Genomic DNA, 15,937 nt, shown 5'->3' with positions numbered 1-15,937 from the left:
TTATTCGTTATCGTCCAGATTTTCATTGAACGCCGATGGTAATAAAGTTGGAATAAACTTAATCAGAATAGGCAACAATAAACTACCGCCCGGAAGTAAAAATATGGTAAGTGATGGAATCGTTTTACAGATATCCAAAAGTTGTTTTTTTACTTTTTTCTTTTCTTTAGCATCCAAATCTCTTGTTGTAGAGTAAGCTAATAAAACCATTAATTCTTTACTCTGAATAATTTCCTTAATTAATCTGTTTTTGTTTCTTACAATCAATTTAACAACGCTGTGTGTCATTTGGTCGTAAAAATGCTTTACAGGATTTGAATAATTAAAGTATGGGATTTTCTTTTTGTGCGTCGTAATAAAAGTATTGGTCGTATCTATACTTTTAGTAACAAAATCATCAGAAACATTCATCATTGATCCTAAAGAGTATAAAAAATAAGCTTCCTCATTTTCTACAACACCGTCGCTCCATAAAGCCATTCCGGCCATGTCGATCAGATAATATTGTTCTAATTTATTATTAAAATAATCCAATTGCAAAGTTTCTAACGTATCAACAGTAACTTTTGAAAATTTAGAATAGCGTATAGAAGCTTCAAAAAGTTTAATTAATAAATCATCATGCTGTGATTTTACTGTTTTTGTTTTTAAAGCAAGTGCTACAATACCAAGTACTGTTTCTTCAATTCGTTTCAGGTACTTTTCCGGAATTTCGCCATGAACCAAATATTGTCTAAAAGCTAAAACATCAATAAACAATAATGCATTGGTTACCAAATGCGAAAAGTTTTTACTGACAATGCTGTCATTCGTTTGAACGCGTTGGTCAATTATATTTTCTAAGGCCAGAGAAGGAGCTTCTTTTGGTAATAAAATTTTAAACAAACTAAAACCTTCCGGATTCATTTCTTTGTAAAATTTCAAAACCTCCGTAATAAAATTTCTAGGTTCAGAGCTTCTTTTCTCTAAACAAAAAACGCCGTATAAAGTATTTAATAAGGCAACTTTGGAAATTTCGGTTTTAAACCAGCCTTTTATAGTAATTGGAATTTGTGAATCGATGTCAATAATATGACCATAGATAAAGCCAGTCTCTCTAACTTTAAAGTAAAAGGAGTCCGTACTTTCAAAAGGAATTGCTTCTGAAAGTTTTTGGTCACTAAAAAATTTATCTATCCAACCGGATGCCGACGGGTTAATCATTAATTTGAATTTGAGGGTGCAAAGATATCTTTTTCTTGTGTTAAGATTATTTTTTAAATGAAATAACCACTAGTTTTTAGAAAAAATAGTGGTTATTGTGTTTTTTATTTGATTATTCCTGCACAAGCGACTCTTCCTCCTGCATCTCCTGTAGGCTGAGTAGTAAAATCATCTGTTCCCTGATGAACAATTAATCCTTTTCCTAAGATATTTTTTGTTTCATCCTCACAGCCAATACACCATTCGTTAGTCGTTAGTGTAATGGTTCCATTGCCTTTTGCGTCTGCAATAAAGTTACCAATATCACCTTTGTGGTATTCAGCAACTCCCCATTTACCATGTTTTTTGAAGGTTGGATTCCAGTGTCCGCCTGCAGAACTTCCGTCAGCAGAACTGCAATCTGATTTTTCGTGAATGTGAATAGCGTGTACTCCGGGAGTTAAACCAGCCATTTTTGCAATGAACGTTACTTTACCATCTTTCTCCGTAAATGTTGCAGTTCCCAGTACAGAACTGTTACTTTTTGGTTCTAGAGAAACGGTTAGGTTTTTTGCATCACCTGATTTTGTATTGGTCTTACAGCCAATGATTAAGGCTGTAATTATAGCGAAAGAAACTATTACTTTTTTCATCTTAAAGACTTTTAAATTTATTGTTAAGTAAATTTAACATAAAAACACCGATATCACGGAGAGCAAAAGTTAAAAAAAAGCAAAACTATTCTCCTGTGATTTGATTCGATTTTATACACCAACACAGAGAATATTACGTAACTTAGTATGGGAAAATTACGCAGGAATTAAAAAAATGTGTAATTAATTCTGTTTAATTTAAAACTGTAAAATTATGAAAAAGAGTATAATAGCGATATTTTTGCTAGGCGCAGTAATGGTTTCGTGCAATGTTTTTAAGTGTAAAAAAGAAGCTTCGGCAGCGACACTTGCCGGAACATGGGAACTAAATTATGTAACCGGACCAAGAATTGCATTTGATGGTTTGTACCCAAATAAAAAACCAGTAATTACTTTTGACTTAAAAGAAAATAGAGTTTCTGGGAATAGTAGTTGTAACTCGTTTAGTGGTCAATTTACTGTAGATGGTAATAAAGTTGACCTTACTCAACCGATGATGATGACAAAAATGATGTGTGGAGATGGTCAGGGAGAACAGGTTTTTATGAGTACCTTACAAAAAGCAGATACTTATGCTATTACAGAGGATGGTAAAACACTGAACCTTATTTCTGGAGATATTGCTACGATGCGTTTTACCAGAAAATAGATCAACTTTTCGTTCGGATTATAATATTGTAACTCTGTTAAAATGTATTTATGAAAGATAAAGTATCAATTTTAGTAGTGTTCTGTTTGCTTATTACTATTTCGTGTTTTTCTCAGGAAAAAACGAAAAAGGAGTTAAAAGCAGCAAAAGAACTTCAAAAACAAAAAGAAACCGAAGCTTTAGTAGATTCAGGTAATTTTGTTTTTGATGCTGAGTATGTAATGCCGCAAAGTGGCAGAATGATCTATTTAGATTATAATAGACATTATTTGTCCTTGAGTCCGGAAATTGTAAAGTGCGATTTACCTTTTTTTGGACGTGCTTTTTATGTGCCTTATGGTGGTGATGGCGGAATTAAGTTTGAAGGAAAGCCGGAAAATATAAAAGTAGAGAAAAATAATAAATCGTATTCGATCAAAGCTACAGTAAAAGGGAAGGATGATGTTTACAATCTGTTTTTTGCTGTCTTTTATGACGGAGGAACGACACTTTCGATAAATAGCAACAATCGTGTTCCAATATCGTATACTGGGCATATTAGAGCTCCTGAACCAAAAAAGGATTAAAAAATTATAACAAACAAAAATGGGAACTGTCTTTTTTAAGATAGTTCCCGTTTTTTATAATTTGACGTTATATTATTTAGCTGTTTTTACGTCGTAAATTGCTTTTACCATTCCGTCAGTTGGTTTGTCAAGAGTAAGTTCCCAGAACATAATTCCACCCAATTTTTTAGCTTTTACATATTCCGCTTTAGCTTTTATGGAAGTTAAATCATCTGAAGTTGCAAATGTTTTTGTTTTTTCATTGTACCAATACGGAGCTTGTGCTTTTTTATCATAGAAATATTTCCATCCGTTAGCTTCTGTATACGTTGCAGCAAAGTCTTTAAAATTAACACCTTCTATATGTTCACCAGACTGATACAATCCATTATTGATATTTGCTACATTTTTCCATGTTCTGGAATAAAATGCACCGCCGATAATTAATTTTTCAGCAGGAACGCCTTGTTTAAGTAAAAACGTTACCGCTTTATCTGTTGATTCCTCTTTATCATTTGTGCTATACAATGGTGTGTGGTGACCTGTAACAGTAGAATATCCGTTTACTAAATCATAACTCATAATGTTGATGCGATTTACTAAAGGAGCTACAGTTTTCCAGTCAATCGATTCATCCAGATATTTTTGGAAACCTCCGGCTGCAAAGCTCAATTCGTATTTTTTTCCTAACGTTGAACGTAAGATTTTTACAAGTTCTGTAAAGTTAGATTTGTCTGCTGGTTGAAACAAATGTCCAGGAAGACCTTCAATTGCAGGATATTCCCAATCTAAATCTAAACCGTCTACTTTAAAATAATCACTCAATTCCTTAACTGATTTTGCGAAAGTCAATCTTCCGTCAGCTGTTGAAAATGCAGCAGAGCAAGGTTCACAGCCTCCCCATCCGCCAAGCGAAAGGATAATTTTTAATTGCGGATTTTTTGCTTTTAAAGAAACTAAATGTTTAATAGTAAGAGAATCCTTAGGAGAGTCGATGCTTAGTTTTCCATCTTTTAAATGAGAGAAACTAAAGATAATTTGATTTAGTTTGTTGACTTCGTATTCGTCGATTAATTTGCTGTCGCCTGTGTAGTAAGCGATAATGTCCATTTTTTTACTTTTTTGTGCAAAAGTGTAAGTCGTACAAGTGCAAAATAAAAGTAGTGCAATAAGGTTAATTGATTTCATTTTTAAGCTTTTAGTTTTTTGAAAAGCTAAATATAAAACATTAGATTTTAAAATTAACTATTGATTCTGTATCATATTATCAATTTTAATAAAGAATTGTGAAATCGTGTCTGTTTTCTTTTACGTTTTATCAGAACAAGCGTCTAAAAAGAAAAACCCGCACAGTTTCGGAAAAGTGCGGGTTTAAACAAATTAAAAGCTAAAAACTATTTTTGGATTAGAAGCAGTAATCGTTTTCTGCAACTAATTTAGATGTAATAACCTCTCTTAAGGCTACAACATTTGGATTGTTTGTGTATTTTGTAAAACGTTTTAATCCCATTAACATCATACGTTGTTCATCACCTTCAGCAAAAGAAATAATTCCTTCTTTTCCTTTTGAGTTTATAATATCAACTGCTTTGTACAAGTATAATTGTGCCATTGCAATTTGTTCTTTTACTTTATCTTCACCTTTACTTTTGGCTAGTTTTTCAGTTCTCAAAATAGTACTTTCTGCCATGTAAATTTCGATCAAGATATCAGATGCAGCCATTAACAATTGTTGGTGAGCATCTAAATCCGGTCCGTATTTTTGAACAGCGCTTCCGGCAACCATTAAGAATACTTTTTTAAGATTTGTAATGATTCCTTTTTCTTCTGCAAATAATTCAGAGAAATCAGGCGTATCAAAAGATGGAATTCCCATTAATTCTTCAGAAACTTTCATAGCTGGTCCTAACAAATCAACATGACCTTTCATTGCCTTTTTGATCAACATACCAACAGAAAGCATTCTGTTAATTTCGTTTGTTCCTTCATAAATTCTTGCGATACGGGCATCTCTCCAGGCACTTTCCATTGGAGTATCTTCAGAGAATCCCATTCCGCCAAAAATCTGAATTCCTTCGTCAGCACAAGATTGAACGTCTTCAGAAACTGCTACTTTCAAAATAGAACATTCGATAGCATATTCTTCAACCCCTTTCAATTCTGCTTCCTGATGACTTGTTCCTTCAGCCTCACGAGCAGCAATTCTGTCTTCGATATCTTTTGCAGCTCTGTATGAAGCACTTTCGCCAGCATAAGCATTAGTTGCCATTTCAGCTAACTTAGAACGAATCGCTCCAAAACTTGAAATTGCAGTGTTAAACTGAATTCTTTCGTTAGCATATTTTACAGCATTAGAAGTTACTCTACGTTGTGCGTCTAAACAAGCAGCAGCCAATTTAATACGACCAACATTCAAAGCATTCATTGCAATTTTAAAACCGTTTCCTCTTTCAGATAACATGTTTTCAACAGGAACTTTTGTATCGTTGAAGAAAACCTGACGAGTAGACGAAGCACGAATACCTAGTTTGTGTTCTTCCTCATTCATAGAAATTCCGTTAGACGGATCATTTTCTACGATGAAACCTGTAATATTTTTATCATCACCAATACGGGCAAAAACGATGAACACACTACAGAAACCTGCATTCGAAATCCACATTTTTTGACCTGTAATAGAGTAGTATTTTCCGTCTTCAGATAAAACAGCTTTTGTTTTTCCTGAGTTAGCGTCAGATCCTGCACCTGGTTCAGTTAAGCAATAAGCACCAAACCATTCACCAGAAGCCAATTTAGGAACATATTTCTTCTTTTGTTCTTCACTTCCGTAAAGTGTAATTGGCATAGTTCCAATTCCGGTATGTGCACCAAAAGCAGTAGAGAACGATCCCGTAGCTCCTGAAATGTAGTCACAAACCAACATAGTAGAAACAAATCCCATTCCTAATCCACCGTATTCCTCAGGAACCGCAACTCCTAGAAGTCCAAGTTCACCAGCTTTACGCATAGACGATTCTGTATAAGCATAATCTTTCTTCTCGAAACGATCTTTATGTGCCCATAATTCTTTGTCAACGAACTCTTTTACAGAGTCACGCATCATTAATTGCTCTTCTGAAAAATCTTCTGGTGTAAAGATATCTTCACACTTTGTTTCTTTAACCAGGAATTGACCTCCTCTTGTTTTGTCGCTCATATCATCCCCCTAACCCCCAAAGGGGGAATTCCTACTAGGGGTAAGTAGGGTGTAAATTGTTAGACTATTTTCTTATTGTTTTTTGTTCTTATTAGTTCCCCCTTCAGGGGGTTAGGGGGCTTACAATACCTCGTAAATCCCCGCAGAACCTTGTCCGGTTCCAACACACATACTTACAATTCCGTATTTGCTTCCTCTGCGTTTCATTTCGTCGAAGAGCTGAACAGAAAGTTTAGCACCTGTACATCCTAGAGGGTGTCCTAAAGCGATTGCTCCACCATTTACGTTTACGATATCAGGATTTAAACCTAATTCGCGAATTACCGCTAATGACTGAGAAGCAAATGCCTCGTTTAATTCCACTAAGTCAATATCTTTTAAATCAAGTCCTGCTTGTTTTAAGGCTTTTGGAATTGCTTTTACCGGACCAATACCCATAATTCTTGGTTCAACACCAGAAGAAGCAAAGTTTACCAGTCTTGCAATTGGCTCAAGATTTAATTCTTTTACCATATCCTCGCTCATGATTAAAACAAAAGCAGCACCATCACTCATTTGAGAAGAGTTTCCGGCAGTAACACTTCCGTTAGCAGCAAATACAGGTTTTAATCCCGATAAAGCAGCAACAGAAGTTCCGGCTCTTGGGCCTTCGTCTTGTTTTACCACATACGATTTAGTTTCTTTTTTACCATTTTCATTGATGAAAGTCTGGTCTACAGTAATGGGAACAATTTGTTTGTCGAATTTACCTTCAGCCTGTGCTTTCAAAGCTTTCATGTGAGAGTTGTAAGCAAACTCATCCTGATCTTCTCTAGAGATTTTATATTGGTTTGCAACTGCCTCAGCCGTTAAACCCATTCCCCAGTAGTAATCTTCGTGACCTGCAGCAGCAACTTTATAATCCGGAGTAGGTTTGTAACCTCCCATTGGAATAAAACTCATACTTTCTGCACCACCTGCGATAATGCAATCTGCCATTCCTGACTGAATTTTAGCCGTCGCCATTCCGATAGTTTCCAAACCAGATGCGCAATAACGGTTTACGGTAACACCAGGAACATCTTCTACTTTTAATCCCATCAAAGAGATCAAACGTCCAACGTTAAGTCCTTGTTCTGCTTCCGGCATCGCGTTTCCAACCATTACGTCATCAATACGTTTTTTGTCAAAATCAGGCAATTCGTCCATCATAAACTGAATGGTCTCTGCAGCTAATTCATCAGGTCTTTTAAATCTAAAAACTCCTTTTGGTGCTTTTCCTACCGCTGTTCTATATGCTTTTACTATATATGCTGTTTTCATATTTGGCCCCCTAACCCCCGAAGGGGGAATTCCTATTAGGGGTAAATAGGATTTTAAATTAATATTTTAGTAAGTCTCCATTTTCCCCCTTTGGGGGTTAGGGGGCTTTTAGTTTCTCAAAGGTTTCCCTTTAGTTAACATATATTGAATTCTCTCTAAAGTTTTTCTTTCAGTACAAAGAGATAAAAACGCTTCACGTTCGATATCAAGTAAATATTGTTCAGATACTAAAGTCGCTTCAGATAAATCACCACCAGCCATTACATAAGCCAGTTTGTTAGCGATTTTTTTGTCGTGTTCAGAAATGTATTTACCAGCTTCCATTTGATCCGTTCCTACTAAGAACATCCCAAGAGCCTGTTTTCCTAAAACTTTCACATCAGTTCTTCTTATTGGTTGCGTGTAACCTGCTTCTGCCATAAGCAATGCATGTTTTTTAGCTTCCGCGATCTGACGGTCTTTGTTTACCACGATAATATCTTTACCATGCTGAAGAAGTCCTGTATCAAAAGCTTCGTAACCAGAAGTCGAAACTTTAGCCATCGCAATTGTTAAGAAATACTCTTGAAGTACGTTTAACTCCACATCATTTTTGCGGAATAAATCAGATGCTCTTAAAGCCATTTCTTTAGATCCACCACCACCAGGAAGTACACCAACACCAAATTCAACTAATCCCATGTAAGTTTCAGCAGCAGCAACCACTTTATCAGCGTGTAAGCTCATTTCGCATCCACCACCAAAAGTCATTCCGTGTGGTGCTACAACAACTGGAATTCCAGAGTAACGAACGCGCATCATGGTGTCCTGGAACATTTTGATCGCCATATTAAGCTCATCATATTCCTGCTCAACTGCCATCATAAAAATCATTCCGATGTTTGCTCCAACAGAAAAATTAGCCGCCTGATTTCCGATCACTAAACCTTGGTGTTCTTTTTCTGCCAAGTCAATTGCTTTATTGATTGCTTGAAGTACATCACCACCAATAGTATTCATTTTAGATTGGAATTCTAAGTTCAAAATTCCATCTCCTAAATCTTGAATAATAGCACCACTGTTGCTCCAAACTTTTTTGCTTTCGCGAATGTTGTTTAGAATGATGAAAGAATCTTGACCAGGAACTTTAGTTTGTGATTTTGTTGGAATGTTGTAGAAAAACGTAGCACCTTCTTTTACAGAATAGAAACTATCGCTTCCCGAAGCCAGCATTTCGTTTACCCATGCAGCAGGCTCAAGACCTTCAGCTTTCATGATTTCTATTCCGTTGGCAACACCAATAGCATCCCAAATTTCGAATGGACCATTTTCCCATCCAAAACCAGCCTTCATGGCATCATCAATTTTATATAATTCGTCTGAGATCTCAGGAATTCTGTTTGATACATAAGCAAACATTCCAGCGAAACTCTTACGGTAAAATTCTCCGGCTTTATCTTTTCCTTTAACTAAAACTTTAAAACGGTTGATAGGTTTATCGATCGTTTTAGTAAGCTCAAGAGTAGCGAAACTTGCTTTTTTAGCAGCACGATATTCTAGTGTGTCAAGATCAAGAGTAAGAATATCTTTATCTACTTTTTTGTAAAAACCTTGTCCGGTTTTACTTCCCAGCCAATTGTTCTCCATCATTTTAGAAATAAAATCAGGAAGTTTAAACAATTCGTGCTGTTCGTCAGTAGGGCAGTTTTCATAAATACCGTTAGCAACGTGTACCAAAGTATCTAAACCAACTACATCAACCGTACGGAAAGTAGCCGATTTTGGACGTCCGATAACCGGTCCTGTTAATTTATCTACCTCTTCAATCGTTAATCCCATTTCTTTTACCAAGTGGAATAAACTCTGAATACCGTAAATACCAATTCTGTTTCCAATAAACGCAGGAGTATCTTTAGCAACAACCGAAGTTTTTCCTAAAAATTTAGATCCGTATTCGTTTAAGAAATCCAATACTTCAGTTGAAGTTTTAGGACCAGGAATAATTTCAAATAATTTTAAATAACGCGCAGGGTTAAAAAAGTGTGTTCCGCAGAAGTGTTGTTGAAAATCTTCGCTTCTTCCTTCACTCATAAAATGAATCGGAATACCAGACGTGTTAGAAGTCACAAGCGTTCCCGGCTTACGGAATTTTTCAATTTGTTCGAATACTAATTTTTTAATATCCAAACGCTCCACAACAACTTCAATAATCCAATCTACATTAGCAATTTTTGCCATGTCGTCAGTTGTATTTCCAGTCGTGATTCGGTTTGCGAATTTCTGACTGTAAATAGGAGAGGGCTTTGATTTTAATGAATTCGCCAAGTGCTCATTTACCACTCGGTTGCGAACAGCTTTACTTTCAAGTGTTAATCCTTTTTTAGTTTCAGCTTCTGTCAACTCACGAGGTACGATGTCAAGCAATAAAACTTCAACACCAATATTGGCAAAATGACAAGCTATTCCTGAACCCATAATTCCGGATCCAATTACAGCAACTTTTTTAATTGTGCGTTTCATATTTGTTAATTTTATTTATATCGGTTAAGTATTCATTGCCATTGTGAAGCAATTTTATACATAGTTAATATTCAGTTTATTATCGGTAAAAACAACTTTTGTACGTTATATAAAAGTTATTCTTTTCCTTTTTCTTCAGTAGGGTTAAAAATAGATTTGTCGTGAATCAGTTCATTGATGATTTCAGAAACCTCAATAAAATGATTTAGTTTTTCATCAGAAACGTGTTTTCTAACAGATTCATTAAATTTCAAAACCGTATTCTTAGACAATTCCCTTTTTTCTTTTCCAAACTCGGTCAGGTAAATCAAAACACCTCGCCCATCAGTTGGGTTTTTCTTGCGAACAATCAAACCTTTGTCTTCCATAGATTTCAGTGTTCTGGTTAAGCTTGTCGCTTCCATACCCATTCTTGGCCCTAAGGCTGTCGACGGAGTTCCATCTTCTTTGTCAATACTTAAAAGAGCAAATCCGGTAGCCATTGTAGCGTCGTATTTCGCAGCTTCTTCGTTATACATTCTTGATACAGCTTGCCAGGTCGCTCTTAAAATATAATCTATCGTTTTATCTTTCATATCTAACTATATCGATTTCAAATATAAACAAAAAATACTATGCATGCATATAATTTTTTGATAAATTTTTGGTTAATAAAAAAATATCTCTGAAACAGAGTGATTTATGGGTTGTTTTGCATTTGAAATATACTATTCTTTTTTGAGATTCGCACAAATTTTAGCTTCTAAAAAATGGTTTCAATTTTTAATCCCTCTTTTAATTAGTGTATATTTAAAAAATTAAGTGTTTTTATGCGAATAAAATTTACTCGTCATACTTGTTTAATGCCTTTTGAAGGATCTTTTTCATCCTGTTTCTCAAATTTTCAGGTTTAATAACTTCAATTCCGTCACCAAAACCAAGCAGAATACGCTCCATTTCGTAGTTGGGTGAAATAAGCAAATGAACAATAATACTTTTATCCTCATTCTCCTTAATAAGTCGTTGTGTTTGGTGCAAAGGTTTCGTTAATACATAAGGTGCATTTATGGCATCAATCCAAAGTTCGATTTTTCGGGGAGCTAATCCCGTGTTTACCGTAACTCCAATTACGTTTTTATAAAATTGTTCAGCATCAAAATCTTCTTCCAGATACGTCAGGTTAAAATCGTAATCAATACCAATAATCCTGTCCAATGCCAAATTAGTAATTGGTGCGCTGCCTTTTTTCTTCCCAATCACAAACCATCTGTTGTTGAACTCCTTCAGAATAAAAGGGTGAAAATGAAATTTGGTTTCCTCTTTCGATTTAAACGATTTATACGTTATCAGCAAAACAATTTTCTTGATAATAGCCTGATATACTTCGTCTAAATAATGAAGCCCCTTCAAACCTTCATTTTTATCCAGATAAATGACCGGTTTCGTATGTGATTTCTCGGCATAGATTTTATCTTCCAGACGTTGCAAAATATCCGAAACATCATTAAACAGTGAAAAGTCCTTGAATTGTTTTAACATTGAAACTGTTTCCGTCAATACATTCATATCTGTTTCGTTGAGCGGAATATCCGTAATCGAAAATTCATCATCATCATACTTGTAATATTTTTTATCGTAGACGACAATTGGTGCATTGTAACCCAGTTTTTCACTGCGCATCAACTGAATATCCATCTGAATAGTACGTTTGCTAATTCGGTTTTCACGACCTTCATATTCAAACAACGCATCAGAACAACATTCGATAAGATCTTCCAAAGTCCATTGTCTGTATTTATTTTGTAGACATTTGTCAATGGTTTTGTATCTAATTAAGGCATTTTTGTTTTGTGACATAGTTTTTGTTTTTGGGCGTGTCCCTCTGGGTCGGGCTTTCGGCTTTATCTTTTGTTCCGTTCCACTTCACAAAAGGATATCGCCTCTATCCCTCACGCGTTTCGTTTTTTATGATGATCAATCACCTGTATTTTGTCATTTCGACGAAAGGAGAAATCTTCGTAAGTAGCTCCGCAACTAAGGTCCAAGCATTGTAGAGTTTCTCGCGAAGATTTCTCCTTTCGTCGAAATGACATGCTGGGCGTGAATTCGAAATGGTACAAAATGAGAAAAAATCATTTATGCTGTGCGTCTAACATTATGTAATCGTTGTATAATTCATTGTGTGATTCGTTGCGTAGACGCACAGCAGTGCGTCTCTACATTACATAACATTTGTTTGTACACATTTTGCCGTTTTACGACGTCAATAACAAAATTTCCTTTTCAATATTGAATCTGGCTTTCTCTTCATACAAATCCCTAAATTCATTCGTTTGAAAAATAGAATCATTCTCCAAAAAATGTTTCAATGCTTTTGCTCTTCCGGGTTTGTATAGGAAATCAGGATAGATGCGGTATTCTTTGCGAATTTGTTCAGCATACATTTGATATGCATTCCAATCACTGGCGAGAATCTTCAAATCAAAATCAATCATCCAGTTGATATCTTCATTTGCATTGTGCTGATGTTGTTGCGTGGCACAGATCGCATCAAAGATTAACTGTCGGTTTACAGTAGTTTGAGCAGGTAAAACAGCCAAAGCAGATTCGGCACTTTTGAGTTCATTGTCTTTTTTAGAACTTACATAGATATAATCGTGATAAAAAATAGAAAATAATATTTCGTCAGGAAATTTTAGTTGCGCGTGATAAGCAGTAAAGCTCTCAATCATGGACGAAATGTGCGTTAGGTTATGGTAATGCCTTGATTTTTTGGAATATGCCTTTTCTAAATCCAGCCATTTTTTTTCAATATCGCTACTGTCGAAACCAATTTTTAGTAGTAATTCGCTAAATATTTCCTTAAGATTCATATCTTTTTTACTCAAATATAAAATTCTTTTTCAACTGCGCAAAATAATTGCGTAGTACTATCGAAATCTTTGCTCAAGAAATAAAAACAAGTTCATTGAAATAAAAAATTGCATTAACAAGGTCAAGTTTAAGTTACTTCTGAAACTTTCCACGTACACACTTACACCATTACCGGTTCATGCAATTTCAAACGAAGCAGTAGCTCAGCGGATAGAGCAGGTAGTTTTGAAATTACCAGTTAGAGGTCAATCAAAACTTACTTCTTACACTTTTAATGTCCAGGTCGTGGGTTCGAATCCCACCTGCTTTACTATAAATGGTCAATTAAAACTTACTTCAGACAATTGGTAACTCCGGTTCGAGTCCGGCAAGTTTTAAAATCATCATTCATAAAAACCGAGGGTCAAGATAAACTTACTTCTGGGGAAACCCACCAAACCGTCACTTTGAATCAGTTTATCCATTACACTCAAATTTCAGGTCAAGTGTTTCTTACTTCAAAATCTTTTAGGTAGAACCAGAAACACCATTATCTAAATTTTAAAAATTAAAAAAATGAAAACAAAAGCATTGTTAAAAATCAGTTTGCGTCAAAACGCAATTTATGTTCCAACAGTATTCGTTGCGAATGACAATAAAAATATATCAAAAACAACATCGGTTTTAGCAGCCAATGTTGCAAAACTCGGATTTACATTTTCTGAATCCTTATTGCATGCCTTAAACAATATAAACCCAACATATAAGGTTGAAGTTTTAGAAGTTTTAAGAGACGTTTTAGGAACAGATAAAAACTGGGCACCTTTAGTAAAAGGGTGGAATATCCCAACAGGAGAATCTGTTGTCGATCATATCGTGACTTATTTTTGGAACGCTTTAAACATAAAAGGCGGAACAGCTTTGGCATGTGGACATACCATTCCAGACAATACTTTTCCATTAGAACGCTACAATGGATGTCCGTTTTGCGGAACTCCGTTTGAATTTGGTGCGATCGAAAATTACGGTCAGGGAAGTAAGTTGAAAGTACTTGATTTGTGGACAGATGCTGATGTAGATGATTTTTATAAATCATTATTGCAATCGAAAACAGCTTTAGACGCTACACAGGCAGATAGCTTGAAATTAGCATTACAATATTTACCATTACCTAAAGCAACAATCGCCATCAAAGAAACATTGATGTTAGTGATCGACGTTTTAGTGACGGAAGGTAAAGCCGAAAGTGCTTCACAATATTTTAAAACGCCAACAGATATCTTACGTTATTTATGGTTCAAGAAAACAGGAATGTTGCAAATTATTGAGCCAAAAACGATTATCAACAGAACAGCAAAAAATGCGCAGTATGGATTTTTGAATACAACTGGACAAGGTAAAGTATCGACTGCAAACGATTTGAAACTTAAATATTCAAGAAAAGAATGTTTAATGGTAGCGAATTGGTTGAACGATTTAGATATGGATGTAGAAGCTATGTGCGAAATCATGCATCCAAAACGCGGAATGTGGATTCGTTTTATCCGAGCATTGCGTTTGGCAGAATACAGCAAAAGAAAAGGGTTTGAAAAATTAGCTTTTTTTATGGATGTGTTTTACAATCAGGTTTATGATGTTTGGGAGAGCAAAGTAAGTACAGCACGATTAAAATTCGATGCGGAGAAAACGTTTGCCTTGTTAAAACAACGTCCGGGATTGTTTGCGCGATCTTTATTCTCGAATATGCTTTGGTTTGGTGCAGACGAAACGGTGGCACATTTTACGGAAATTATCGATAAAGTTCCGGCTAGACTTGTTTTTACATTAAACATGTATGCAGATAATTATTTCGATAAAAACATACAGCGAAGTGTTAAGCCTTTGGGTGGAACCAACAAAAGAATTGCGCCAAATGCATTATTGAATTTATACGACGATGTACAATTGCAAGTGATGAAAAATCAGATTGAAGAATTGTGCATTGTAGCAATGAAAAAACGATTTGCTGCGGTCGTAAACAAAAACAAAACGATGTATATTGATTCGCAATTGTTTAATATGCCAGTTTCGATTGGAGATAGAAGCGATAACGTTCAGGACTTACCAGTTGCGTTAATGGGAACCTGTTTCCCAGTTGAAGGAAACGAAGTACGCTTGTTTATGCAATGGGGAAAAGATATGCCGGCACAGCATCTTGATATGGATTTGAGCTGCCATATTGCCTACGAGGATCGTGTAGATATCTGCTCTTTTAGCCGATTAGAAACTACAGGATGTAATCATAGTGGTGATATCCGAAGCATTCCTGCTAAAGTGGGAACAGCGGAGTACATCAACATTAACATTGATAAATTAGAGAGAGCCAATGCAAAATTTGTGACTTTTACCTGCAATGCTTTTAGCGGAGGAAGTATTACGCCAAATCTTGTTGTAGGTTGGATGAACAGTAAATATCCGATGAAAATTTCGGAGAAAATCGGTGTTGCTTACGATCCATCATGTGTAGATCATCAGGTTCGTATTACGCAAAGCGTTGCGAAAGGATTGGTTTTTGGTGTGTTGGATGTAGCCAAAAGAGAAATCGTTTGGTTAGAAATGACATTTGGAGGTCAGGTTGTACAAGGTTTGGATTTTAAAGGAGTTCAGGCTTTAATGGCAAAATTGAGTTCTAAATTAAACATCGGAAGTTTGTTGCAATTAAAAGCCGAAGCGCAAGGTTTAACCATCATCGAGGATGAAAATGCCGATGAGGTTTACAATGCAAAATGGGCAATGAACGCAGCAGCGGTAACACAATTGTTAATTGATTAATTTTAAGGTGCTGAGGTTCTGAGGTGCAAAGGTACAAAGGTTTGATGTAGAGACGCACAGCAGTGCGTCTTCACAAATATTTGTTATTGACATGTACCCCAATGATTTTTCAATGGTTTACCGTAGAGACGCACAGCAGTGCGTCTACGCAAAGATTGAAACACAATGATTTTTCAATGATTTAATCGTAGAGACGCACAGCAGTGCGTCTTCGCAAAGTTTGGTAGATTTAATTTCGCGCAAAGGCGCAGAGGCGCAAAGTTTTTTT

Annotated in this window: 12 protein-coding genes and 1 tRNA gene; 4 read left to right on the top strand and 9 right to left on the bottom strand. The window is 35.6% G+C overall.

The features are described 5' to 3' along the window. Window positions 1-1,203 (bottom strand): LETM1-related biofilm-associated protein, encoded by a 1,203-nt coding sequence (locus tag B0A66_RS15040; RefSeq protein WP_089050678.1) that lies wholly within the window; start codon window positions 1,201-1,203, stop codon window positions 1-3. A 104-nt stretch (window positions 1,204-1,307) separates the two neighbouring features. Then, entirely contained in the window at window positions 1,308-1,835 is a 528-nt protein-coding gene (locus tag B0A66_RS15035) for a superoxide dismutase family protein (RefSeq protein ID WP_089050677.1), read from the bottom strand. A 214-nt stretch (window positions 1,836-2,049) separates the two neighbouring features. Between B0A66_RS15035 and B0A66_RS15030 the strand changes: the two genes are divergently transcribed. Together B0A66_RS15030 and B0A66_RS15025 are read left to right on the top strand one after the other, a co-directional pair. Further along, window positions 2,050-2,484: an META domain-containing protein gene (locus B0A66_RS15030; RefSeq protein ID WP_089050676.1), complete on the top strand. Its 435-nt coding sequence runs from the start codon at window positions 2,050-2,052 to the stop codon at window positions 2,482-2,484. A 50-nt stretch (window positions 2,485-2,534) separates the two neighbouring features. Continuing rightward, window positions 2,535-3,050, top strand: coding sequence for a DUF4251 domain-containing protein (locus B0A66_RS15025; RefSeq protein WP_089050675.1), 516 nt, complete (start codon window positions 2,535-2,537; stop codon window positions 3,048-3,050). Between the two features lie 72 nt (window positions 3,051-3,122). Here the strand turns inward: B0A66_RS15025 and B0A66_RS15020 are convergent, their stop codons facing one another. The 7 genes from B0A66_RS15020 to B0A66_RS14990 all read right to left on the bottom strand — a co-directional run bounded on the left by B0A66_RS15020 (window position 3,123) and on the right by B0A66_RS14990 (window position 12,893). Next, on the bottom strand, window positions 3,123-4,217 hold the full coding sequence (locus B0A66_RS15020; RefSeq protein ID WP_089050674.1) for a glycoside hydrolase family 18 protein: 1,095 nt from the start codon (window positions 4,215-4,217) through the stop codon (window positions 3,123-3,125). A gap of 217 nt (window positions 4,218-4,434) precedes the next feature. Continuing rightward, the gene (locus tag B0A66_RS15015) at window positions 4,435-6,225 is read right to left on the bottom strand and encodes an acyl-CoA dehydrogenase family protein (protein ID WP_089050673.1); all 1,791 of its coding nucleotides are present in this window, start codon (window positions 6,223-6,225) and stop codon (window positions 4,435-4,437) included. A 120-nt stretch (window positions 6,226-6,345) separates the two neighbouring features. Next, a complete protein-coding gene (locus tag B0A66_RS15010; RefSeq protein ID WP_089050672.1) occupies window positions 6,346-7,527 on the bottom strand; it encodes an acetyl-CoA C-acyltransferase in 1,182 nt (393 codons plus the stop codon). 108 nt (window positions 7,528-7,635) lie between these two features. Next, window positions 7,636-10,026, bottom strand: coding sequence for a 3-hydroxyacyl-CoA dehydrogenase/enoyl-CoA hydratase family protein (locus B0A66_RS15005; RefSeq protein WP_089050671.1), 2,391 nt, complete (start codon window positions 10,024-10,026; stop codon window positions 7,636-7,638). 116 nt (window positions 10,027-10,142) lie between these two features. After that, window positions 10,143-10,601: a MarR family winged helix-turn-helix transcriptional regulator gene (locus tag B0A66_RS15000; RefSeq protein ID WP_089050670.1), complete on the bottom strand. Its 459-nt coding sequence runs from the start codon at window positions 10,599-10,601 to the stop codon at window positions 10,143-10,145. A gap of 247 nt (window positions 10,602-10,848) precedes the next feature. Continuing rightward, a complete protein-coding gene (locus B0A66_RS14995; RefSeq protein ID WP_089050669.1) occupies window positions 10,849-11,862 on the bottom strand; it encodes a helix-turn-helix transcriptional regulator in 1,014 nt (337 codons plus the stop codon). 398 nt (window positions 11,863-12,260) lie between these two features. After that, window positions 12,261-12,893, bottom strand: a complete 633-nt coding sequence (locus tag B0A66_RS14990; protein WP_317044363.1) for an HD domain-containing protein — start codon at window positions 12,891-12,893, stop codon at window positions 12,261-12,263. Between the two features lie 178 nt (window positions 12,894-13,071). Here B0A66_RS14990 and B0A66_RS22905 point away from each other — a divergent pair. Together B0A66_RS22905 and B0A66_RS14985 are read left to right on the top strand one after the other, a co-directional pair. Continuing rightward, a tRNA-OTHER gene (locus B0A66_RS22905) sits at window positions 13,072-13,189 on the top strand. 245 nt (window positions 13,190-13,434) lie between these two features. Then, entirely contained in the window at window positions 13,435-15,669 is a 2,235-nt protein-coding gene (locus tag B0A66_RS14985; RefSeq protein ID WP_089050668.1) for a TerD family protein, read from the top strand. Window positions 15,670-15,937: the final 268 nt, after the last annotated feature.

The organism is Flavobacterium hercynium (assembly GCF_002217285.1).
Taxonomy (GTDB): Bacteria; Bacteroidota; Bacteroidia; order Flavobacteriales; family Flavobacteriaceae; genus Flavobacterium; species Flavobacterium hercynium.
Note: the sequence above shows the minus strand (reverse complement) of the source record. Positions and strands in the feature narration are given on the sequence as shown.